Source organism: [Clostridium] citroniae WAL-17108 (assembly GCF_000233455.1).
In the GTDB taxonomy this organism is placed as follows: domain Bacteria; phylum Bacillota; class Clostridia; order Lachnospirales; family Lachnospiraceae; genus Enterocloster; species Enterocloster citroniae.
In genome coordinates, this window is the sequence record NZ_JH376420.1 from 702123 (window position 1) to 723209 (window position 21087).

Genomic DNA, 21087 nt, shown 5'->3' on the forward strand with positions numbered 1-21087 from the left:
ATCCCTTTATTATTTAAAAAAATTAAATTACTGCACCCACGCCCCATCACTCCCCACATAATAACCATCCGGTGTGGTGGTGCCGGAAAGCATTGCGCCCGATTCACTGCAGTAATACCACTGGGAATTCCAGGAAACCCATCCTGTTACCATGTATCCGTACTCGTTGAAATAATACCAATAACCATTGATATACTGCCAATTGCTGACCGTATAGCTTTTATCGGCATTACAATACCACCATCCCACGTCATCCTTCAGCCAGGCGCCGTCACTTGTGCCGGAAGGGCTGCCCAAGCTGCTGCCTGCGCTTATCTCTTCCGCTTCATCTGAAGATACATACCAGGAATCGGATTCCTCCCAGCTTCCCTTATAGGAAGCGCTGTAAACCCCCCGTACCTTAAAGGTATAAGAACCGCTTTTTGTGATGTAGGAAGAAAAATCATAGCTGGTATCCGAGGTGGTCAAAACCGAGGTTACGGCGCTGCTTCCTCTGTACAGACGCACTTCATACCGCTTCGCATCCTCCGCCTCGTCCCAGTCGGCAGTCCCATCGTATTCACTCCACTCCAGGCCGCTTACATCCAGATCGTAATCCCCATCATCCCCGTCCAGCGCATCCAGGGTGATGTATACCACCAATTCATCACTGCTGCGGCTCACGGAAGTCACCTTACCGTCATCACCGCTTAAGCTGACATCGCTTTTGGAAAATCCTGATGCAAAGGTATAGTCGTCATCTGCTGTCAGCGTCACCTTCAGCTTGGGCTTATCCCCGTCCTCCCACTCGTCATCCGGCTCGTTGGTCACTTCCGTATCAGACACATCATACTTGCTGGAACTGGTAGTCACTTCCACATCGCTGCCGCTGTCCCCTGCCTCGATCTCTGAGGATATCTTTAAGGACACACTGCTGATCTTGGATGCTGCCAGTGAGGTCATCGGAACGGACAGCGCCAGGGCCATGGCTGTAATTGCTGTCAATGGTTTTAAAATTGTCATATCGCTTCCTCCTTTTGTCCACTGAGGGTATATATAATAAATACCACATCAACCTGAAATAAACCTGAAAAACACAGTTTCTTCATACTCCCCGGAGGTGACCACCCATAAGATACATTTTACTACCAAAAATATTTTGCCGGCATTTTTACAATTCCTTTTAAGATAGATTTGTGGCTTTGACGTGTCTGCCAGCCCCCTGGTCTCCCAGTAGAAGGCGGTAGATTCAAGAAGGCCGCCCGGTCCCAGAAAACCCTCATAGATCCTACCCTTTCCAACCATTTTAGTACTAATTCCTACCTTCTGAAAATCACCCAACATTAAAGTGTTGTTAATATTGGGGACCTGATGTTGACATCTGTTCCTGTCCCTCATATAATTCCATCAGAACAGGATCATTCTCTGTATTTTAAACTGAAAGGAAATGATATACTTATGGACAACGCCGTAAGTGACGCTGGCCACATCTTCATATACATCACAGATGGACAGATGAAATCAAAAAAATCAAAAGACATAACCTGCATTTGTGTACCAATGCAGGCTATGTCTTTTTGTATAAATACAGACTTTTAATTTACGTAGGAGGGATATTACTTTGAAAATCGAATCGTTTTTCAGCCTGCTGGGTGGTCTTGCGCTATTCTTATATGGAATGCAGATGATGAGCACCAATCTGGAGGCCGCTGCGGGGAACCGTATGAAACAAATCCTGGAACGGCTGACCGCCAACCGCTTTCTGGGCGTGTGCGTGGGCGCCGGGATCACGGCCATCATCCAGTCCTCATCCGCCACCACAGTCATGGTGGTTGGCTTTGTCAATTCCCAGCTCATGACACTGAAACAGGCTGTCTGGATCATCATGGGCGCCAATATCGGAACCACTATCACCGGACAGCTGATTGCACTTGATATCGGGGCGATCGCCCCCTTGATCGCCTTTGTGGGCGTTGGGCTTATTTTGTTTGTCAAAAAGAAAAAAGTGCAGTTTGCAGGAGGAATTGTGGCCGGCCTGGGTATCCTTTTCCTGGGCATGGGAATGATGAGTGCCGCCATGATACCTTTAAGGGAATCGGAAGCGTTCGTGCGTCTGATGACAAAATTTTCCAATCCCTTCCTGGGTATTCTGGCCGGCGCTGTGTTCACCGCTATCATCCAATCCTCTTCTGCATCCGTAGGTATTCTCCAGGCTCTGGCCGTAAGCGGCCTGATCGGGCTGGACAGTGCCGTGTTTGTACTGTTCGGACAGAACATCGGCACCTGTATCACGGCTGCTCTGGCATCCATTGGCGCAAACCGTGATGCCAAACGCACCACACTGATTCATTTGATGTTTAATATCATCGGGACCGCCCTGTTCACCGCTGTCTGCATCATAACTCCATTTACTGCATGGATGGCGGCATTTACTCCCAGCAACCCCGCGGCACAGATCGCCAATGTACATACCCTGTTTAATATTGTGACAACCCTGTTGCTGCTGCCCTTTGGCACCCAGCTTGCGCATATTTCCGAAAAACTTCTGCCGGACCGACCGCAGCAGCCTGCAGACGAGGAGCGCTGGTTTGAAGAGCTGCTGGCCTCCGAACATGTTCTTGGCGTATCCGTTATTGCACGGAAGCAGCTGATGGAAGACATCAACCAGATGCTGGGCCTGGCTGTTGAAAATGTAGAAAAAGGATTCCTGGCTTTTGATGATAAGGATACGAAAGAACTGGAACGAATCACTGCACGGGAGGAAGAGATTGATCTCTTTAATGCACGTTTATCACGGCGCATTTCCAAGGTTCTCGCCATAGAAAACTCTCCCTCGGAGGTGGATGCACTGCGCCGGATGTTCACTATTATCGGTAATGTGGAGCGGATCGGCGATCATGCCGTCAATATTGCCGAGTACGCCCAGACCATGATGGAACGCGGCCTGGAACTGACATCCCAGGCCCATGTGGAGCTGAAGGAAATGAGGGATACCGCCATGGCTGCCATGCACTTGATCTGCAATACCAGTCGGCTGACTCCCCAAAACCTGTTAAGCCAGGCATCTGCCCTGGAAGAGGATATTGACAATAAGACCATGCTCTTTCGGGCCAACCAGATCGAACGGATGGGAAATGGGACCTGCCATGTGGAGACATCCATTCTATACTCTGAAATCCTCACGGATTACGAGAGAATCGGCGACCATGCATTAAACATTGCCCAGGCCTGCGCCAAACTGGGAAACGGCGCCGGCACCGGTCCTGTAAGACCCATATAAGCACACAGCGAACGAGGTAAAACATGAACCATAACATAGCTGCTCTCTACACCAAACTATCGTCCCTTCTGGAACTTTGTGTGGGAGCAATCCTGCTGGCAGCCATCCTGGTAGGGGCCTTGCTTCTGGCAGTGGACCTGACCGGCACACTTATAAGCAATCCCCGGCTGCTGGATTTGAATCAGTCGCTGGGCGATGCCCTGTCTCTGGTGGTGGGGATCGAATTTGTAAAAATGCTGGTAAAACACACACCGGAAGCCGTGGTGGAGGTGCTGCTGTTTGCCATTGCCAGGGAAATGGTGGTGGTACACTCAGGTTCCCTGGAAACCTTGATGGGGGTAACTGCCGTGGGCATCATCTTTCTGATCCGCAAGTATCTGTGCCCCCCGGTATCCGGGGAAGGGACAATGGGAAACTAAATAATATGGAAAGGAAACATTTACATGGAAACGTATTCAAGAGGACAGCTGGCAAAAACAGCCCGTCTGAACAGAGAAGCTCTGAGATACTATGAGAACAGCGGTTTGATTCCAAAAGCCGGGCGTGAAGCCAACGGATACCGGGCCTATCCGTCCGAGACCCTGGTTCTGCTGGATTTTATCTCCACAGCCAAGGAGGCCGGTTTTTCCCTGCGGGAAATCAAAGAACTATTTTCACATTTGCAAGGTCCGACCATTGACACGGCCGATCTGGAGCATATTATAGAAGAAAAGCTGGCAGAGGTAGAGGAAAAGAAAAAGGCCCTGGATCGGACCAAGGAAAATCTGATGGACATAAAGGGGCATCTGGATACACCTGAGGAATGTCCCGTTTTCCAAGCCTTTCGGACACTTACGAAAAAAACTTCTTGACATTGTACCATAGTACAACCTGTATAATGGTTGCGTATCACTTAAACAAGGAGGCGCAACCATGAAAATCTATTATCTATCCGCCACAGGCAACAGCCTGTTTACCGCCAGGGAACTGGTCAAAGAACTAGCCGTTAAACCGGCCAAAAAGCTGGTCAGGGAACCGGCCGGCCGCTCTATCCAGGGCAGGCAGGATCCTGTCTCCCTGTATTCTTTCAGGGAAATCCGCATAATGTCCCATATCCATACGGATGATGACACTGTGGGTTTTATATTTCCTGTCTATTTTGCCGATATACCAAGGGAATTTCTTACATGTATCCAAAAAATGACCTTCCGTCCTGAAGCCTATATATTTGCCATTGCTACCTGCAACGGCGTTCCCGGCATTAGTCTGACCACACTGGACAAGCAGCTCCAAAAACAGGGCAACCGCCTGTGCGCCGGCTTCACCCTGAACATGCCCGGTAATGCGCTGATCACTCCCCTGGCCGAATCTGAAAAAAGACTTAAGGGTTTTTCCCATTCCATCAAGGAGATCAGCGCCTTTATTAAAAACCGAAGGCAGGCCTTCCCCCCGGCAGCAGTTCCAACAGAGCGTCTGCGGGCTCTGGCCGTGAAGATGATCGGCACTAATCTTGTGGTAAATCCCAACCATTTCCATGTGGAACAAGCAGCATGTTCCGGGTGCGGCATCTGCCAAAGGGTATGCCCTGCTTCCAATATCACCCTAACAGGCAGCACTCCCTGCTGGGAAAAGAATTGCATCCATTGCCTGGCCTGCTTTCACTGGTGTCCCCGCCAAGCTATCCGTATCGGCGGCCCGCTGTCAGACCGCCCCCGGTATCACCATCCCCAGATCGCCATAAAGGATATCCTTCCCACATCGCGCTGAGGGATATCCTTCCCGTATCGCGCAGAGGGTATGCTCCCATGTCGCGCAGAGGGGTATTCCATGAATCCGCAAGCCAAGGCATCAGAATTCCTTGCATGGCATCAAAAAAAGGGAGCCTATTCGGCTCCCAAGATCGTGTCCAATGCATAATGAAGCTTCCCCTTGTCCATGGGCGACATAAGAAAATGTGACGCCTCGCCGCCCATCTGCTCCAGGTAACGCGTATCAGCATTTGATTTTGGCGTGAGCATAAGGACAATACGGGCAAGCGGACCTGATAGGATCCTCTTTATTACAGTCAGTTCCTCCTGGTTCATGTCCATGTCACAGATAATAACACTGGGCGGATTATGGTAAAGCTTTGTGTGGACCATCTTACTGTCAGACGCACTGTCAATATGTTTAAATCCCAGTGAACGGATGATCGATGCCAATTCAGTTACGGTTTCATGCTGTTTACTTATTATTAAGACCTGTCTCATACCAATACCCCCATTTAATCATTTGCAGAATTCAATGTTGATAGTAACAGTTGCAAGTATTCAAAGTTCTTAATACTATATTAACCAGTGTACAATATCCCCATGAATGCGTCAAGCCAAACGGGACGATCCATCCAAAATTTTCCATCGACACGTCTTTGACAAAAATCGAGCTTCCATAAATTTCTGGTCTTTAAATCTTTCTCAAATCCTTCAGGCATGTTTTCACTTCAGCCAGCTCCCTGTTCTTTTCATTCAGGGTCCCAAACCCGGAAAGGCAGCAAATTACCTGTTCACAGGATTTTAGCACAGAGACTGCCCGCTCGTAGGTTGTATCCCGGATGGGCTCAAAGGGGATTTCTGATATCACCTCCGATGCCAGGGCCTTTGCTACGGGATAATCCATATCATTCTCGTGAAGGATACCGGCGGCAAAGGGGATTCCCTGGCGCTGCAGTCTCCTGTAAACCGGTATACCGCTTCCGTTTCCGCCTATGACAAAAACTTTTGGCTCTCCTTTCACCGGCTCCATCTCAAGACAGCCCATTTCCGCATGATAGCTTCCCTTGGTAATGCCATAAAGTTCTTTAATATAGGAAGACACAAAGATCTCTTCCGGAGTACCGCAGCGTTCAATGGCATTTCCCTTTACACATACAACAAAATCCGAAAGCTTCTGGGCCAGATCCAGTTCATGGAGGGACATGAGCACTGCCACCTTTTTTTCGCGGACCAGGTCTTTAAGGATGGTCAGCAGTTCCAGCTTATGACGTATATCTAAAAAGGAGGTTGGTTCATCCAGAACAATTGCCTCGGGCTCCTGGCAGATGGCGCGCGCCAGAAGGATCCTCTGTTTTTGTCCATCGCTGATCTCCATAAAATCCCGGTCTGCCAATTCCCCGGCATGTACCAGTTCCATGGCCTCCCTCACCTTTTCATGATCCGCAGCCGTAAGGATCCCCAGCCTTCCCGTGTAAGGATATCTGCCCGTGCCCACCACATCCTTGCAGGTCATAAGCTCCGGGCGGATCCGCTCAGTCATCAGAACCGACATGCGTCTTGCGATCTGCTTTTCCGTCATTCCCTCCATGGACTGTCCATCCAGGTATACGGTCCCCCCAAGAAGGCCCAGCTGCCGGATGATACTTCTCAAAATCGTGGACTTCCCCGCACCGTTTGGCCCGATCAGGGTAACGATCTCTCCCCGCCTCACATGGAGTTCAATCTGTTCGATCAGGGGAATCCTGCCATAACCCACTGTCATATTTTCTGTGAAAATGTAATCCTCTGCCATTATCTCCTTCACCTCACTGCATAGCTTCACCCTACTGCATACCTTTTCTGCCCCGCACCATCATATAGATGACAATGGGCGCGCCAAACACTGCCGTGACCGAACTGATACTGAGCTCTGTGGGCGCAAATACGGTCCTGGCAACCAGATCACAGAACAGGCAGAAAACCGCTCCGCCCAAAAAACATCCGGGAATCACCATGATTGGCCTGGCCGTCTTAAACAGGCTCTTTACCAGGTGGGGCACCGCGATCCCCACAAAGGAGATAGGGCCTGCAAATGCTGTCACACAGGCAGAGAGAATGCTGGACATCAGGATCAACGCCACTCTAAATCTCAGGATATTGACCCCCATGTTCTGTGCGTACACCTCTCCCAGCTGATATGCGCTGATGGGTTTTGCCATGAGGAACACCAGGAATAGCGACAGGAGGACGACCCCTGTCATGACCCGAATATTTTCCCAGGACATCCCTGAAAAACTTCCCATAGACCAGTTGTGAAGATTCACAATATTGGCATCATCAGCAAAGGTTACCGCAAAATCCGTTATGGCGGAACAGATATAACCGATCATCACCCCGCATATGACCAGCATGGACATCTTCTTTACCTTGCCGGATATAAGAAGGACAAAACCCATGGAGATCATGGCGCCTGCAAAGGCTGCCAGGATCATGGCAGCGGAGCTGACGGACATCCCCTTTCCCAGCATGAAGATCATCAGCAGGGATACCACCAGTTTGGCGCCGGAAGAGATACCCAGCACAAAGGGACCTGCAATGGGATTGGCAAAAAAGGTCTGGAGCAGGAAACCGGACACGGACAATGCCCCTCCCAGAATAACAACGGCCAGGATCCTGGGAAGCCGTATATCCCATACAATATGATAGGCGGTGCTATCCCCTGTTTGATCTGTCAGTATTTTCCCTATTTCCCCCGCCGACAGGTGGACGCTGCCCGAATTGATATTCCAGAAAAGCAATAGGATCAGCATGGCTGTCAGAAATGCAAAGGAAACCGCGTATCTTATATATGTCCTTTTTGTCATAGGGGCAACTCCTTATTTGTCAGCTTATTCCAGCCGGTATATGTAATTCATTTCCTGTGGTTTGGGTTCGTCCTCTGTAAGGATCCTGTGAATGTCCAGGATCATATCCCCCAGTCCCATGGTTTCCTGGAACAGGTTCTTCCCCGTACACCACACATTTCCCTCTTTAACCGCCTTAAAATCAGCCAGCAGGCTGCTTTTATCCAGAAGCTCATCCAGTGATCTCAGTTCCCCATCGATCGTGCTGTTGTAAATAAGACAGTCCGCATCCTTTACCGTCGCATAAAAGGCCTCCATCTGCATGTTCATGGTGGACAGGGCATTTTTATGTTCGTCCAGATCCTGCGGCACATAGGTTCCTCCTGCAAGGTCGATCATCCTGGCCACATAGTCCCCGGATTTTCTCACATTCACATATCCGTTGGAGCTGATATAGAAAAAAGCCACTGTCTTGCCGGTTTCCTCCTGATCCATCACCGGCTGCAGATGTTCCACCTGCTCTTTAAAACAGGACTCTGCCAGTTCCTCTCCGCCCAACATCACCCCGTACAGCTTTACCCACTCCATCCGCCCCAATGGGTGGTTCTCATAGCTGGAACGCTCCACAAACACGGGGATCCCCAGCTTTTCCAACTGCTCCTTTACCTCGGGCGAATGGTAGATCATAGTGGATTCAATGGCCAGGTCACATGAGCCTGACAGGATCCGTTCATAATCCGGCGCATTGTATTTGCCGGCAAAAAGCATCCTGCCCTCCTCCATCGCCTTCCTTGCCTCCCGGATATACCATCCTGAGGCATCTGTCCCGGACAGGGTGATCCGGTCCACGCTGTCCAGACTGCAAAATAGATCCATGGCTGAGGTGGCTGCCAAATAGATATTCTTTAAGGGCTGCCTGATCACTGTCACATCATCAGGAAGCCCTTCCCATGGCTCCCGGTCCTCCGGCACCACCAGGTAGCGCCTGTTGTCCTTAATGGTGATCATGGCATAGTTGTCATCATAATAATCCACTGAAAACTGGTCCGCATAGAGAAGTTCCATGGTGCGGCGGATTGTCTGTTCACTCCATTTTCCTGCGGACTTAGGCGTTGTGGACTGAGCTGTCACGGCCTGGGGCGTTATGAACGGATCTCTTTTAGGAGAACAGCCCCAAAGGACGGAAAAAATCAGGGCAACCAGCGCCAGTATTAAACAATATCTGTTTTTTTTCATCATTCAGCCCTTTTTAGTGTTGAAGAGTCAAAGATCAGTGTGTAGCTGATCTCATGGGGCCGGCTCATGGCAATGGTGTCTGCGATCACGGGGATTTTCCAGTCAAAGCCATTTACCGGGATCTCAAAGGCGGAATTGCCTTCCGTGTTGATCAGTTCAAATTTCTCTTCATCCACTTTCATATAATCATAATTGGAACTTCCCCAGATAATGGTTGCCAATGCCTTTCCATCTTCCACACGAAGCACTGTGGGTGACTCCACTGCGGCCCGCCCGGAACCTCCTTCCAGCTTCACTTCCACGGTGTAGGACCCATCCTCCAGCTTCAGGCTCTCAACCGTTGTCATCTTACTGTCCGCAAATGCATCCAGCGGAAGGGATTGGGATCGGAACACCAGGACCCGGTCATACCATTTCTCTTTATTCTTACTGAAGGCGCTGCAGTCTATCTCCTGATCCAAGGCTGCCACAGGCACCGTAAATGTATGTACTCCGTCCTTTGTCTCCACATAAGGGACAAAATCCTGATCAGAAGCCTTTTGGGCTTCCTCCCCGGTACCCATATACAGCTTCAGGTACCCCGTGCCCCCCATGGTCATGACCGCGCTCATGGAGCCGTCCTTGACCGTAAGTTCGCATTCGGTGATGCGGAACATATTGGAGCTGGACTCCACCGCAACCGGATAGACGCCGTCTTTCAATTCATCGCCGTAGACCGGCTCGCTTTCATGATCCGCTTCCCTGTTTTCTTTGGCTTCTCCGGTTTCCATGGACTCTCCGGTTTCCATGGACTCTCCGGTTTCCATGGACTCTCCGTTCTCTTCCGATTCCTTTGCTGATCCCATGGTCCCTGGTGCCCCGGTCACCGCCCCACCGGAATCATCTGGGGAAGCTGTTCCCCCGCAGCCGGCAGCCATCAGGCTCATGGCAAATATAACTGCCGCTAATCGTGTCCTATATAAACTGGCCTTACGTAAATAGGTCTTACATAAACTGTCTTTATATAAACTCATATGCGTTCCACCTTTAAAAGGGCGATCAGCAAACTTCCCCGACCGCCCATTCTTCCTTTTGATTTACTTTGACAGACTTTCAACCGCAGCCTTGGCATGCTCCACAAAGAGCTGCTGTATGGCTTCCATCTCCCCAAGTCCGCGGACAAGGCATGTCACCTCATATCCGGCGTCCTCGAAGGTCTTTTTCCAGGATCCCTCTTCGTCCCCCGCCATATCATTGTTGGCATGATCACCTGCAACAATCATTAACGGCTCCAGCACTACCTTTTTGTAGCCGCCGGCCTGAACAGCTGCCAGAACATCCTCAACCGTGGGAGATGCCTCCACTGTTCCCACATAATAATTCTTATAGCCTGCATCTGTCAGCATGTCCTGCATCTTAGAGTAAACCTGATTGGATTCCGCCTCAGTGCCATGACCCATAAAGCAAATGGCGGTCTCTCCGTCATCATACTCGGCTGTTGCCTCTGTGATAGCCTTGATCACAGCCTTAAAATCATCATCTGTGGTAAGCAGAGGCTCTCCCACTGCAACCTTCTCAAACGCATCCGAGTACTCCGCCACTTCATTCACAAGATCCGTATATTCCAATCCATTCATCAAATGGGTCGGCTGGATCACCAGGTTCTTAACTTTATTGTCAACCGCGCGATCCAATGCTTCCCCCACATTATCAATGGAGACCTGATCCCTGGATTTTACATGGTCAATGATGATCTGGCTGGTAAATCCTCTTCTCACGGAATAATCCGGGAACGCCTTCTCAATGGCATCCTCAATGGCTCCCACTGTAAGACGCCTGTTATCATTATAGCTGGTACCAAAGCTGACCACCAGAAGTTCATTCTCACCGATCTCGTCCTGATTTCTGGTATTGTCCAGGGACGCATCACCTGTGTCGTAGTTTTCCTCATCCTCTTCAGCTGCGTTTTCTTCTGCCATTGTTTCCTCTGCTGTTGTGGTTTCTGAATCAGTTTCCTTTGCAGTTGTCTCCGCGGTCGTCTCCGGGGCTGCGCCAGCGGCAGCCGTCTCCTTCTGCCCGCCTGAACACCCGGCCATCACTGTGGTTGACAGGGCTGCTAACGCAAATAAAACTACCAGTTTTTTCATTTTCATCTTCCTTTTCCTCCTTTTTTTGTAACACAATATCGGTCTATAAAAGGTATAGGAATGTACTGAAGGATCCTCCCCAGTATCTGATGATATCTCAAACCGGCAGTTTTTCGCAAAAACAAGCAGCAGAAGTTTTCTTTGCGTGTATGTATCCGCCCAAAGTCTCCTGCCCTGCAAACTATATGTATCTCCAAAGCAAAAAAATCTGTCCATGTCTAAGAGTCAGAAATCCGCGGTTGAAACGTATGCACCGTTTAAAACATATGAATGGTTTAAACATAGGAACGCTCCGAAGCACCACAGACCGGCACAACCAATTACTCGTGATTTGGAAGTGTATTCCTGTACCAACAGCTGGCAGGTTTCCTGACTTGCAGATCAACACGCATAACCGCCTTCCCAATCCGCTTCGGATCAGTGACCGTACATGACGCAGGTCATGCGCTCCTTACTTACAGTGACGAGATCGTACAGGTTTTTCACCTGTTTCCCTATTATCCATTGTCTGCCAAAGCAGACACCGGCACCGGCTGTTCTTAACTCGATATGCTTTATCCTACCACTTAATGGCGAAAAATGCAATCCTTGTATCAGGATGCCGCTGAAAATCAGCCACAAAAAATGCTGCCCATTGGCATGAGCAGCATTTCCAAAACCTGATCTGGTCCCTAACCTGTTACGGCTATACTTCCTTTACAGCCGGAAGAATGACCTCCACCTCTGCATGGGGACGCGGGATCACGTGTACGGACACCAGTTCTCCCACTCTCTGGGCTGCCGCTGCACCGGCATCAGTGGCTGCCTTGACGGCGCCCACATCGCCTCTTACCATTACGGTTACCAGGCCGCCGCCCACAAACTCCTTGCCGATCAGCGTAACATTTGCTGCCTTTACCATTGCGTCAGCTGCTTCGATAGAGCCTACCAGTCCCTTTGTTTCGATCATTCCTAATGCATCATACTTCATTTGATTGTCCTCCTGAAATTTCTATTATGTTTTTATTTTATTTAATGATCTTTACAGTGGAAGAAGAATCCAGCCCCAGGGCATTGGCTTCCTCCGTATCAATGTGGCATTCCAGACCGGACTGGCCGGTTACGCGCACAATGGTGTTTCTCAAAATGCCGCCGCGGATCCCGTCTATTTCCAGGCTTACATTCTGTCCGTCATGCACCCCAAACCGGGCAGCATCCTGGGGCAGCATATGGATATGCCGCTGCGCGGCCATCAGCCCTTCCTTTGTCTGGACAGAGCCCCTGGGACCTATAATGGTAATTCCCGGCGTTTTGTCCAGGTCCCCGGACAGCCTGGCAGGAGCCTTGATCCCCAGTTTAAAGGAGTCCCCGGACAGGATCTCCACCTGTGTCCTTGGGCGCACCGGTCCCAGGATCCGGACCTTCTCAATAGCACCCTTGGGACCGCAAATCGTAACTGTCTCCTTGCACGCATATTGTCCCGGCTGGGACAAATCCTTCATCTTTGTCAGCTCATACCCTGCACCAAAGAGATCCGACAGATCTTCACGGGAAAGGTGTACATGACGGTTGGAGATGCCTACAGGGATCCTGTCGTCCTTCTCAGGGCACTGACCACCGGCCTGACCGCTATCCTGACCATTGGCCTGACTGCCCAAAGCATCCTCCTTTGCAGCTTTCATCAAAAGCCTGATTATTGCCTCATACTGATCCATGCTGTCTCCTTTTCCTTACGCATCCTGCTGGTTTTTCATGGTAGTGATCAGCTGGCGCACCAGGGCTGCCAATTTTTCATCTTCGCATGCAGGTGCTGCACCGGATGGGTCCGGGCTGCCCGTATGTTCCTCTGCATGATTCCTCGCTTCATAGGCTGCCACGATTGCCGCCGGACTCATATTCCCTCCGCAGCTTGAGCAGGCCAAAGACGCCTTGGGAGCGGAAACCGGAGCAGGCATTGAAACAGCCGCGCCCGGACGGAAGGTTTTGTCATCTTCCATCAGGGTTACGCAGTCTTTCAGGCCGTAAGCCACCTTCTTTATATTGATCAGCTGCATGGGACTTACATTCTCCGAAACAGAGCTTCCGCCGCAGGTTCCGCATCCCAGCGTAAATGCCACATTAAGGCCTGTGCTGATTCCTGTTCCGCCCTGGCTTCCGCCTGTATTCACCAGAATCCTGGATGCCGGCTTGGCTGCAAACTTAAGCACCATGCCGCGGTCCTGGGTATGTAAGCTCATGGTATGGCCAATGCCGTTTTGCAGCAGATCCATGCTCAGTTTGCAGGCTTCCTTCCAGTCCTTTACCGTGTAAAATGCCAGCACGGTGGTCAGCTTTTCATAGGACAGCGGGTATCCCTCCCCCACGCCGCCCTGTTCACCGATCAGGACTTTTGTGCCTTCCGGAATAGTGATCCCCGCTTTTTCGGCAATCATCCGGGGAGAGCGGCCCACAAATTTGGCGTTCATGCTGTGGCCGTTTTTAAACAGCAGGCTGCACACCTTTTCGGTCTCTTCCTTTGTCATAAAATATCCGCCCTGGGCTTTTAATTCAGCCACCACCTGGTCATGGTTGCATTCCTCGCAGATGATGGACTGCTCGGATGCACAGATAGTTCCATTGTCAAAAGTCTTGCTGGCTATGATGGTCCTGACCGCATGGCGCACATCAGCAGTCCTTTCAATGTAAGCCGGTGAGTTGCCGGCGCCCACACCAATGGCCGGCTTTCCTGCGCTGTAAGCCGCCTTTACCATGCCTGGTCCGCCGGTGGCAATGATGATGGATACTTCCTTGCAGTGCATAAGTTCATTGGTGGCACCCATGGTGGGCATGGAAATGCAGCTGATCACACCTTCAGGCGCTCCCGCCTCCTCAGCTGCCCGGCCCATTAGTTCTGCTGCCTTCAGGGTACATTTTGCAGCTGAAGGGTGGGGTGAGAACACAATGGCATTGCCAGCCTTTATGGCGATCATGGACTTGTAGATAACAGTGGAGGTGGGATTGGTGGATGGTACGATGCCCATGATCAGGCCAACCGGCTCCGCCACATCCATGGTTCCCTTATCCTTGTCCTCACATATGATCCCCACGGTATTCATCTCTTTTATATCATTATAAAGAAGGGTGGATGCCGCATGATTTTTATAGGTCTTATCAAGAACCTTTCCAAAACCGGTCTCCTCCACCGCCATCTGGGCCAGGCAGGCGGCATGTTCCTCCGCGGTTTTGACCATGTTCTGTAATATCCGGTCTATCTGTTTACTGGTATAACCAGCCATCTGTTTTGCTGCTGCTTCTCCACGGCGTGCCAAATCCCTGGCTTCCTGAATGGATTGCAGATCGTAATCAAAATTTTCCATGTAAGAATTCCCTCTCTTTGCTTATTTACTGCTCTGTCCTGTCATAAAATGCCTTAAACTCCGTCAGCAGCAAGGTCTTATTTGCCTTGGAAATTTCCCGGCCTCCAATGCCAAGCTCCGGGTACTCCCTTGCCAGTGCCCTAAGTTCTGTTACCTTCAGGCTGACAAGAGCCCGAACAGCTGTTTCCGCTCCTGATTCGGCGGCCAGACAGTCCAGTGCGTGGCGGTCCGGGGCGGTTGTGAAGATAATGGGGGGCGTTGGTTCCTCCCAATCCTGTACATTGTCCGCATATTCCCGGTCTTTTGCTGCATTTATGCAGCCTGCATCCTCTGCTCCGGCCGCATCCTCTGCTCCGGCCGCACCCTCTGCTCCGGCCGCATCCTCTGTGCTTTCCGCATCCCCTTCAGCCCCAATGCCGCCCGTTGGCGGTTTCCCGGGCGGCGGCCCGCCGATCACTGTCTCCAATTCCTCGTGGGGCCGGGGAATCACATGGCTGGACAGAAGCAGTCCCGCTCCCAGGCGTTCCACTGCTGCCCCGGCCGCGTCCACAGCCGCCTTTACAGCCGCCACGTCCCCGGTTACGGACACATTCATGCGCCCGCCGCCCACTTTTATCGTTTCAAGGATACTGACGTCCGCTGCTTTTAACATGGCATCCGCCGCTTCTATGGCTGCCAGCAATCCTTTTGTTTCTATTAATCCAAGGGCCTGCATCTTCTACCTCCTATACCAGGTCTGCCCAGTTTGCCGGATAGGTGGCGTAGAATATCCTTGCCTTGTCCGGTGACCCCCAGACCACCTTAGAGCCGGACGGGACAAACAGCACATCCCCTGCATGGGCGCAGTACGTTGTTCCGTCAATGGTTACGGTCAGAGTGCCCTCAATCACATAGTCGATCTCCTCATAGGTCAGTTCCCACTGGAAGTCCGAGTGGTCGATCACCAGAAAACCGGCGCTGATATGGGATTCCTCCTTGCTTACCAATTCCTGGAAATAAACCTTTGCCTCCGGGTTTCCTGTGTCAAACACATCCATTTTTACTGAATCACCGCGCACGACCTTAAGGCCATTTGGGTGGCGCTGTGAATCGTAGGGATCAAGGATCCCGTCTAAAAGTCCCTTGTTTAACAATCCCTTATCCATCAGGGCCTTTAGCACCATATAGATCTGGCCGCTGTCTATGTCCCGGCTTATTGATGGGGCATTTCCCCCACCGCTTTCCTTTTTATATGAAAATGTAATTCCAAAGGAGTCAGCTGCATCCCTTGCGGAAGGTGTGATGATCGCGCCCTCACAGATACAGTACTCTGTCTTTCCTTCCTCCTTCAGGGTTTCCACGTCTTTTGCGCAAACCAGCTGTTTCATACCCTCACTTCCTCTCTGCAATTACCGCTGCCTTTTCAGGAGCGCATCTTATGCATGCTCCATATCAAAGGTGCAGTCCTCGTCTATAATTCCAACCACAACGGCGTCCACCGGAATCTCATCATCCTTAAGCATCCGGCGGGCAGAGGAACCTGTGGTAATCATGACCCTGTCTCCAATGCCTGCGCTGATGGTGTCTACCACAACCAGCTGTTCCCCGGCTCTGGCTCCTCCGATCACCTGGGCCAGCATCAGCTTGCAGCCGTTGAGAGCCTCCGCCTTTCTGGTGGCCCATATGTTATCGATCAGTCTTGCAGTTACCACTCTTCCTTTCCCTCCTTCTCCTTTTTGCGTATCTCATCCAGGGCAGCCTCCACAGAAGCCGTGTCACCGAAGATTGCCAGCAGGATCATGTTCTGGGGGCAGTTGCCCCGTATATCCTCCACCGTTACTCCCACTGCCTTTTCCGCCACATCGGCCGCACAGACCATTTCAATCATCCTGCCCTGTATCAGGCCGATGGCATCCGGGTAGTCCATGGTTTTTGAAGCACCGGACCCCTTTCTGCGGCACAGTATGTCAATGGTGCCCTGGGTGGGCGATTTTATGATTCGGTATTCCATTGGTTCTTTCCTTTACTTTCTGCTCAGTTCTCCTTGGCAGACCGGGCTCAGCGTCCGTCATCCGCAGGCGCTCGCGCAATTTTTCGCAATTCCAAGGGGTGTTACAAACATGGGGTTTGCCGGCTTATAGGTGGGGATCCCGGTTTTCTTCTCTATGATCTCCTCGATTCCCGTGAGGCAGCAGGTTCCCCCCACCAAATAGATCCCGTCCACATCCCTGCCCTCAATATGGCGGCTGATGATGGCGGAGACCTTTTCAATCACTGGTTTTAATACCGGCAGCAGTTCCCTGTGGTTTTTCCGGTCCCGTTTGTAAGCATCCGCTTCCTCAAAGGACAATTGATACGCACCTGATATCACCAGCGAAAAATGAGTCCCGCCCGTGGGTTCATCCGCCACGTAAACCACCTTTCCATCCTTCAGCACTGAGATGCCTGTGGTGCCTCCTCCGATATCAACCACAGCGCCATTTCGTATATTCAGGACCGCATTGGCTGCAGTAGGCTCATCAGGCAGGGCTGTGATCTCAAAGCCCGCACCCTGGACCACATTTTTGATGGCGCCGGAATCCAGGGCATCCGTGCCCGGAGGAATGGCGGCCGCCGCATAGACCAGTTCAGTTCCCAGCTTTTTCTCCAGTTCTTCCTTCATTTCCCTTACAATACGGATCGCACCGATGTAGTCCACCACCATTCCGTCCCTGACCACATCCGCATAGCGGTAGGAACCGGCCACCGGGCGGAGATCTTCATCCAGGACCGATACCACCACGCAGGCAGTTCCCAGATCCACACCCGTATAGTATACGGCGGAGTGTCCTCTTACAGGTTTTTTGATCACGTTTTCAAACTCCCTGACCAGCCGGTCACAGGCTTCAAATGTTAATGCTTCTTTTGACATGTATTTCCTCCAAACGCCAGACAGATCATCTGGGACAGACGGTTGATCACAGGGTAAACAAGTTTCCTTTGGTGTTCGGGGATCTTTCCCGCCAGTTGGCGCAGGGTACACCGCAGGAGATGGAGGCGGACAATCTCACGCCCTCTGGGGGATTGGGCGTGAAATCCGGTGACTTCAAAGCAGTCTTCCAGCAGACAGTCCCAGTTGTCCGGCGTGATACCCGCACAGCCTATACATTCCGGACCTTGGGCCGGGCGCTCCTTTAAAAGTCCTGCCACCCGCCGCTCCAGTGTGAATATCTCCTGGGCGGTAAGTACATTGATCTCCAGCAGGTCGGAACCTGTCTGCAAAAGCAGCGCCTGAACAGTTCGGATGAAGGCGGCAGTGTCCGAAGAAATTTTGCAGTCTGCCCCAGATAACCTGATGTCCTCTTTCCTCCCCGGCCCGGCTTCCCCCGGATCCGGCGGGTTGGAATCACAAATCCTGATTTGGCGGTCAATGAGAAATTGCCTTCCCCCAGGGGTCAGCCGTTCCTGCGGCATGATCACATAGGAGGTAAAGGGCACGGATTTATAGGCCAGGCGCAGGTCATCCTCTGTTATGAATTTCATCCCAGGCCCCCTTTGCAAAGCCTCCCATATATGTCTTCCAATTCTTTCAGTTCAGGTTTTCTCGGATTGGTCGCCGTACAGTTGTCCTGAAGTGCCTTTCCTGCCATATCTTCCACCCACTGTCCAAATTCTTCACGCTCTACTCCCAATTCCGTGACCTGCTCCGGAATGCCGATGCGCTTCATCAGATTCCGTATCTGCCGTATAAGACAGTGGACCGTGGCCTTCTCTGTACCGGCGGAGATCCCCAGCATATTGGCTATCTGGGCATAACGCAAAAGCGCCTCTGTCTCACCGGTCTCCTCAAGCCCTGCATTGTATGCGATCACGTGCGGCAGCAGGATGGCATTGCTTCTCCCATGAGGGATATGGAAACGCGCTCCCAAAGCATGAGCCAGACTGTGGCAGATTCCCAGGGAAGCGCCGTTAAATGCAACTCCCGCCAGGCAGGAAGCATTGTGCATGTGCTCTCTGGCCTCCATGTTGCCTCCATCCGCCACTGCCTGTTCCAGATATTTCCAAACCATGCGGACCGCTTTTTCCGCGCAGGCGTCCGTAAAGTCCCCGGACCTGGTGGAAACATAGGCCTCCAGTGCATGGGTCAATACATCCATCCCCGTATCCGCTGTGATCTGCGGCGGCACGGTGGCTGTAAGCTCAGGATCCAGAAAAGCCGCATCCGGCACCATGGCAGGATCCCTCAGGGGATATTTGGCCTGTGCCTGGGGATCGGATATCACCGCAAAGGATGTGACCTCGCTTCCGGTCCCGCTGGTAGTGGGAACTGCCGCCAGGTACGGACGCTTTTCCTGCTTCATGGCCGCATAAAGATGGCACACGGCCTTGGCCGTATCAATGGCCGAACCGCCGCCTAAAGCGATCACGGTATCCGGTTCAAACGCTCCCATTTCCTCAATTCCCTGTGTCACCACCTGGATGGTGGGATCCGGCACAACCTTTGAAAAGATCCGGCTGTCAGCCCCTGTCTCTTTTAACAATCCTGCTATCTCCGCTGCTTTTCCTGATTTCTCCATAAATGGATCGCATATAATATATGCCTTTTTGATTTCCAGGCCGCTCAGCCGGGAAAGACATGCTTTTCCCATATAGATCTTTGTGTTCATTATAAATTCTTCCATGTTCTGTCCCTCCTTTCCGTCAATCATTCTATAACATTGGCTCTTTCATTCCGCTTTCTCTTTTATTCCGGCTGCCTCAAGACAGCCTTTCACTTCCCTTCCCAGTGCTTTCAGACCTGTCTGGTCCAATATGCTGGTCCTTAGAAAGGGGTTCCTGATTCCGGCCCTGGCAAGCTGCTTAAAACAGGCCTCCATCCGTCTGCCATCCGAAGCCGTCAGGTCGCATTTTGTGACAACGCCCAGGACCGTACAGGGAAACACCCTGGCAAATCCCGGCGGATAAATCTCTCTTTTTCCCGTGGAATCCGCCAGCATCAGCACACAGCAGGCGTCCTGGGCCGCTGCTATGAGGTGATGGCGCATCCAGGGACTTTCCAAATAGGCGCCCGGCGCCTCGATGACCGCGCCCCTGTACACCAGGGTGGGAGTACGCCTGTTCCAGCTGTCCGGGTTTTCCCCCCGGGCAGCGCCCGGGAACCAATCCTGTTGGTCCAGCCATCTTCCCAGGGAGCTTTTCCCGCTCCGCCCGGCTCCGATTATCATGATCCGCTTATTCCTCACGTCCTTGTGATCTCCGCTACATTAAATCCCAGAAGCCCTGACAATGTACTGTTTACCGCTCTCAGGGCCGTATCCACGCTTTCCACATCCCCGGCAACCACCACGGATCCGGTGAACCGGTCCAGGAACCCGATCTGCACATTGGATGCTTTGGCCGCAATATCCGCCGCTATGATGGCTGTTTCAAAAGGACTTAAGGTCAAAATGCCAATGGCTCCCAGGGCATCAATGCCAAGGCACTCATAAACTTCCGGCACCGGCGAGGCGATCACATGTGCAATGGTCACCTGTTTGCCCGGCACCGATTCCTCAATCACTCTTCTGACATCCCTGTTATCTGCAAGGCACATCCCTGTCAGCTCCTTTCCCAACTGTTTGCGGCATCCGGTCCGCCGCTGATCAGTGGCTGGTCAGTACTGCCGTTCAATGCCGCACCACCTTGACAGGGAAATCGTATTCCCTGATCCATCCCTCGATCCGGTCCAGCTCTTCCCCGCTGAGGCTGGGGTCGCCCTCGATGGTGTATGGCTTATCAAGCTGTTTATATTTATTCACGCCCATCTTGTGATAGGGCAGCAGGTCGATCCCTTTAAAATTCTTGCTGCCCCGGTAGGGAAGGAGGAATTGGATGATCTGGTCGATCTCCTCCCTGCTGTCATTGATCCCTTTTAACATGGGCATCCGGACTTTTACATTGTGCCTGTGGCGCAGCAGTTCATTTAAGTTAAACAGGATCAGCTCATTGCTGATGCCTGTGAGTTCATTGTGGCGGACCGGGTCCATATGCTTCATGTCATAAAGAAACAGGTCCACATACCCGGCGATCTGCAGCAGCTTTTCTGTCTTAACATGGCCGCAGGTTTCAATGGCTGTGTTGATGCCCTCCTCCTTGCAGGCCATAAGCAGGCTTTTGGCCGCCTCGGGCTGGGAAGTGCATTCCCCGCCGCTTAGGGTCACACCGCCGCCGGACGTCTCATAAAAGGCGGAGTCCTCCTCCACCAGCTTTAACAGCTGGGAAATGGTCTTTGTCTCTCCTGTTATCTCAAGTGCCGACTGGGGACAGCTGTCCTTGCATTTGCGGCATCCGATACAGTCAATATCCCTCCGGATCATATGCGTTCCGGTCTCTTTTGACAATACGTGGATACCCACCGGGCAGACATTGACACAGGCGCCGCAGTCCGTACAGGAATTCCTCTTAAACATGACCTGGATTTTCCTGTCCAGCCCCTCAGGGTTTGAACACCATTTACAGCGCAGAGGACAGCCTTTAAAAAACACAATGGTACGGATTCCGGGGCCGTCATACATGTTGTACTTCTGCACATTAAAGATCAGGGCTTTCCGTTCTATCTCTCCCGTATTTGTCTGTTCCATC

Annotated in this window: 25 protein-coding genes and 1 riboswitch; of the genes, 4 read left to right on the forward strand and 21 right to left on the reverse strand. The window is 51.7% G+C overall.

Annotated features, from left to right (window positions below; translation table 11 throughout):
• Positions 1–27: 27 nt before the first annotated feature.
• Both HMPREF9469_RS03050 and HMPREF9469_RS03055 read right to left on the reverse strand, forming a co-directional pair.
• Entirely contained in the window at positions 28–966 is a 939-nt protein-coding gene (locus tag HMPREF9469_RS03050; RefSeq protein ID WP_416387693.1) for a hypothetical protein, read from the reverse strand.
• An 84-nt stretch (positions 967–1050) separates the two neighbouring features.
• Positions 1051–1377: a hypothetical protein gene (locus HMPREF9469_RS03055; protein ID WP_157140247.1), complete on the reverse strand. Its 327-nt coding sequence runs from the start codon at positions 1375–1377 to the stop codon at positions 1051–1053.
• Between the two features lie 223 nt (positions 1378–1600).
• On the opposite strand from HMPREF9469_RS03055, the gene HMPREF9469_RS03060 reads away from it, so the two are divergent.
• From HMPREF9469_RS03060 to HMPREF9469_RS03075, 4 genes are all read left to right on the forward strand, one after another.
• On the forward strand, positions 1601–3259 hold the full coding sequence (locus tag HMPREF9469_RS03060) for a Na/Pi cotransporter family protein (protein ID WP_007859066.1): 1659 nt from the start codon (positions 1601–1603) through the stop codon (positions 3257–3259).
• 23 nt (positions 3260–3282) lie between these two features.
• Entirely contained in the window at positions 3283–3678 is a 396-nt protein-coding gene (locus tag HMPREF9469_RS03065; RefSeq protein WP_007859067.1) for a hypothetical protein, read from the forward strand.
• Between the two features lie 24 nt (positions 3679–3702).
• Positions 3703–4110, forward strand: coding sequence for a MerR family transcriptional regulator (locus HMPREF9469_RS03070; RefSeq protein WP_007859068.1), 408 nt, complete (start codon positions 3703–3705; stop codon positions 4108–4110).
• A gap of 61 nt (positions 4111–4171) precedes the next feature.
• Entirely contained in the window at positions 4172–5005 is an 834-nt protein-coding gene (locus HMPREF9469_RS03075) for an EFR1 family ferrodoxin (RefSeq protein WP_007859069.1), read from the forward strand.
• Positions 5006–5121: 116 nt separating this feature from the next.
• On the opposite strand, the gene HMPREF9469_RS03080 is transcribed toward HMPREF9469_RS03075, so the two are convergent.
• The 19 genes from HMPREF9469_RS03080 to cutD all read right to left on the reverse strand — a co-directional run bounded on the left by HMPREF9469_RS03080 (position 5122) and on the right by cutD (position 21086).
• The gene (locus HMPREF9469_RS03080; RefSeq protein ID WP_007859070.1) at positions 5122–5487 is read right to left on the reverse strand and encodes a response regulator; all 366 of its coding nucleotides are present in this window, start codon (positions 5485–5487) and stop codon (positions 5122–5124) included.
• Between the two features lie 193 nt (positions 5488–5680).
• Positions 5681–6781: an ABC transporter ATP-binding protein gene (locus tag HMPREF9469_RS03085; RefSeq protein ID WP_007859071.1), complete on the reverse strand. Its 1101-nt coding sequence runs from the start codon at positions 6779–6781 to the stop codon at positions 5681–5683.
• A 31-nt stretch (positions 6782–6812) separates the two neighbouring features.
• Positions 6813–7832: a FecCD family ABC transporter permease gene (locus tag HMPREF9469_RS03090; protein WP_007859072.1), complete on the reverse strand. Its 1020-nt coding sequence runs from the start codon at positions 7830–7832 to the stop codon at positions 6813–6815.
• A 24-nt stretch (positions 7833–7856) separates the two neighbouring features.
• Positions 7857–9047, reverse strand: a complete 1191-nt coding sequence (locus HMPREF9469_RS03095; protein ID WP_227883997.1) for an ABC transporter substrate-binding protein — start codon at positions 9045–9047, stop codon at positions 7857–7859.
• Positions 9047–10060, reverse strand: a complete 1014-nt coding sequence (locus HMPREF9469_RS03100; RefSeq protein WP_007859074.1) for a hypothetical protein — start codon at positions 10058–10060, stop codon at positions 9047–9049. The genes HMPREF9469_RS03095 and HMPREF9469_RS03100 overlap by 1 nt, the downstream gene beginning before the upstream one ends.
• 63 nt (positions 10061–10123) lie before the next feature.
• Positions 10124–11179: a sirohydrochlorin cobaltochelatase gene (locus HMPREF9469_RS03105; protein ID WP_007859077.1), complete on the reverse strand. Its 1056-nt coding sequence runs from the start codon at positions 11177–11179 to the stop codon at positions 10124–10126.
• A gap of 336 nt (positions 11180–11515) precedes the next feature.
• Positions 11516–11722, reverse strand: a riboswitch (cobalamin riboswitch).
• A 136-nt stretch (positions 11723–11858) separates the two neighbouring features.
• Positions 11859–12143 carry an ethanolamine utilization microcompartment protein EutM gene (eutM, locus tag HMPREF9469_RS03110; protein ID WP_007859079.1) on the reverse strand — a complete coding sequence of 95 codons (285 nt, stop codon included), beginning with the start codon at positions 12141–12143 and terminating at the stop codon, positions 11859–11861.
• A 37-nt stretch (positions 12144–12180) separates the two neighbouring features.
• Complete coding sequence (locus tag HMPREF9469_RS03115; RefSeq protein ID WP_007859081.1) at positions 12181–12867, reverse strand: phosphate propanoyltransferase; 687 nt, start codon at positions 12865–12867, stop codon at positions 12181–12183.
• Between the two features lie 15 nt (positions 12868–12882).
• Positions 12883–14508 (reverse strand): acetaldehyde dehydrogenase (acetylating), encoded by a 1626-nt coding sequence (locus HMPREF9469_RS03120; RefSeq protein WP_007859083.1) that lies wholly within the window; start codon positions 14506–14508, stop codon positions 12883–12885.
• Between the two features lie 25 nt (positions 14509–14533).
• On the reverse strand, positions 14534–15223 hold the full coding sequence (locus HMPREF9469_RS33290) for a BMC domain-containing protein (RefSeq protein WP_007859085.1): 690 nt from the start codon (positions 15221–15223) through the stop codon (positions 14534–14536).
• A gap of 10 nt (positions 15224–15233) precedes the next feature.
• Complete coding sequence (locus tag HMPREF9469_RS03130) at positions 15234–15875, reverse strand: cupin domain-containing protein (protein WP_007859087.1); 642 nt, start codon at positions 15873–15875, stop codon at positions 15234–15236.
• A gap of 48 nt (positions 15876–15923) precedes the next feature.
• Positions 15924–16199 carry a EutN/CcmL family microcompartment protein gene (locus tag HMPREF9469_RS03135; protein WP_007859088.1) on the reverse strand — a complete coding sequence of 92 codons (276 nt, stop codon included), beginning with the start codon at positions 16197–16199 and terminating at the stop codon, positions 15924–15926.
• Positions 16193–16498, reverse strand: a complete 306-nt coding sequence (locus HMPREF9469_RS03140) for a BMC domain-containing protein (RefSeq protein ID WP_007859090.1) — start codon at positions 16496–16498, stop codon at positions 16193–16195. Before HMPREF9469_RS03140 ends, HMPREF9469_RS03135 begins: the two co-directional genes overlap by 7 nt.
• 57 nt (positions 16499–16555) lie before the next feature.
• A complete protein-coding gene (gene eutJ / locus HMPREF9469_RS03145; RefSeq protein ID WP_007859095.1) occupies positions 16556–17398 on the reverse strand; it encodes an ethanolamine utilization protein EutJ in 843 nt (280 codons plus the stop codon).
• Positions 17380–18009: a hypothetical protein gene (locus tag HMPREF9469_RS03150; protein WP_007859098.1), complete on the reverse strand. Its 630-nt coding sequence runs from the start codon at positions 18007–18009 to the stop codon at positions 17380–17382. Before HMPREF9469_RS03150 ends, eutJ begins: the two co-directional genes overlap by 19 nt.
• On the reverse strand, positions 18006–19148 hold the full coding sequence (locus tag HMPREF9469_RS03155; protein WP_007859100.1) for a 1-propanol dehydrogenase PduQ: 1143 nt from the start codon (positions 19146–19148) through the stop codon (positions 18006–18008). Before HMPREF9469_RS03155 ends, HMPREF9469_RS03150 begins: the two co-directional genes overlap by 4 nt.
• Positions 19149–19193: 45 nt before the next feature.
• Complete coding sequence (locus HMPREF9469_RS03160) at positions 19194–19709, reverse strand: EutP/PduV family microcompartment system protein (protein WP_045092126.1); 516 nt, start codon at positions 19707–19709, stop codon at positions 19194–19196.
• Positions 19706–20059: a BMC domain-containing protein gene (locus HMPREF9469_RS03165; RefSeq protein ID WP_007859102.1), complete on the reverse strand. Its 354-nt coding sequence runs from the start codon at positions 20057–20059 to the stop codon at positions 19706–19708. The genes HMPREF9469_RS03160 and HMPREF9469_RS03165 overlap by 4 nt, the downstream gene beginning before the upstream one ends.
• 73 nt (positions 20060–20132) lie before the next feature.
• Entirely contained in the window at positions 20133–21086 is a 954-nt protein-coding gene (gene cutD, locus HMPREF9469_RS03170; RefSeq protein WP_007859103.1) for a choline TMA-lyase-activating enzyme, read from the reverse strand.
• Position 21087 lies beyond the last annotated feature (1 nt).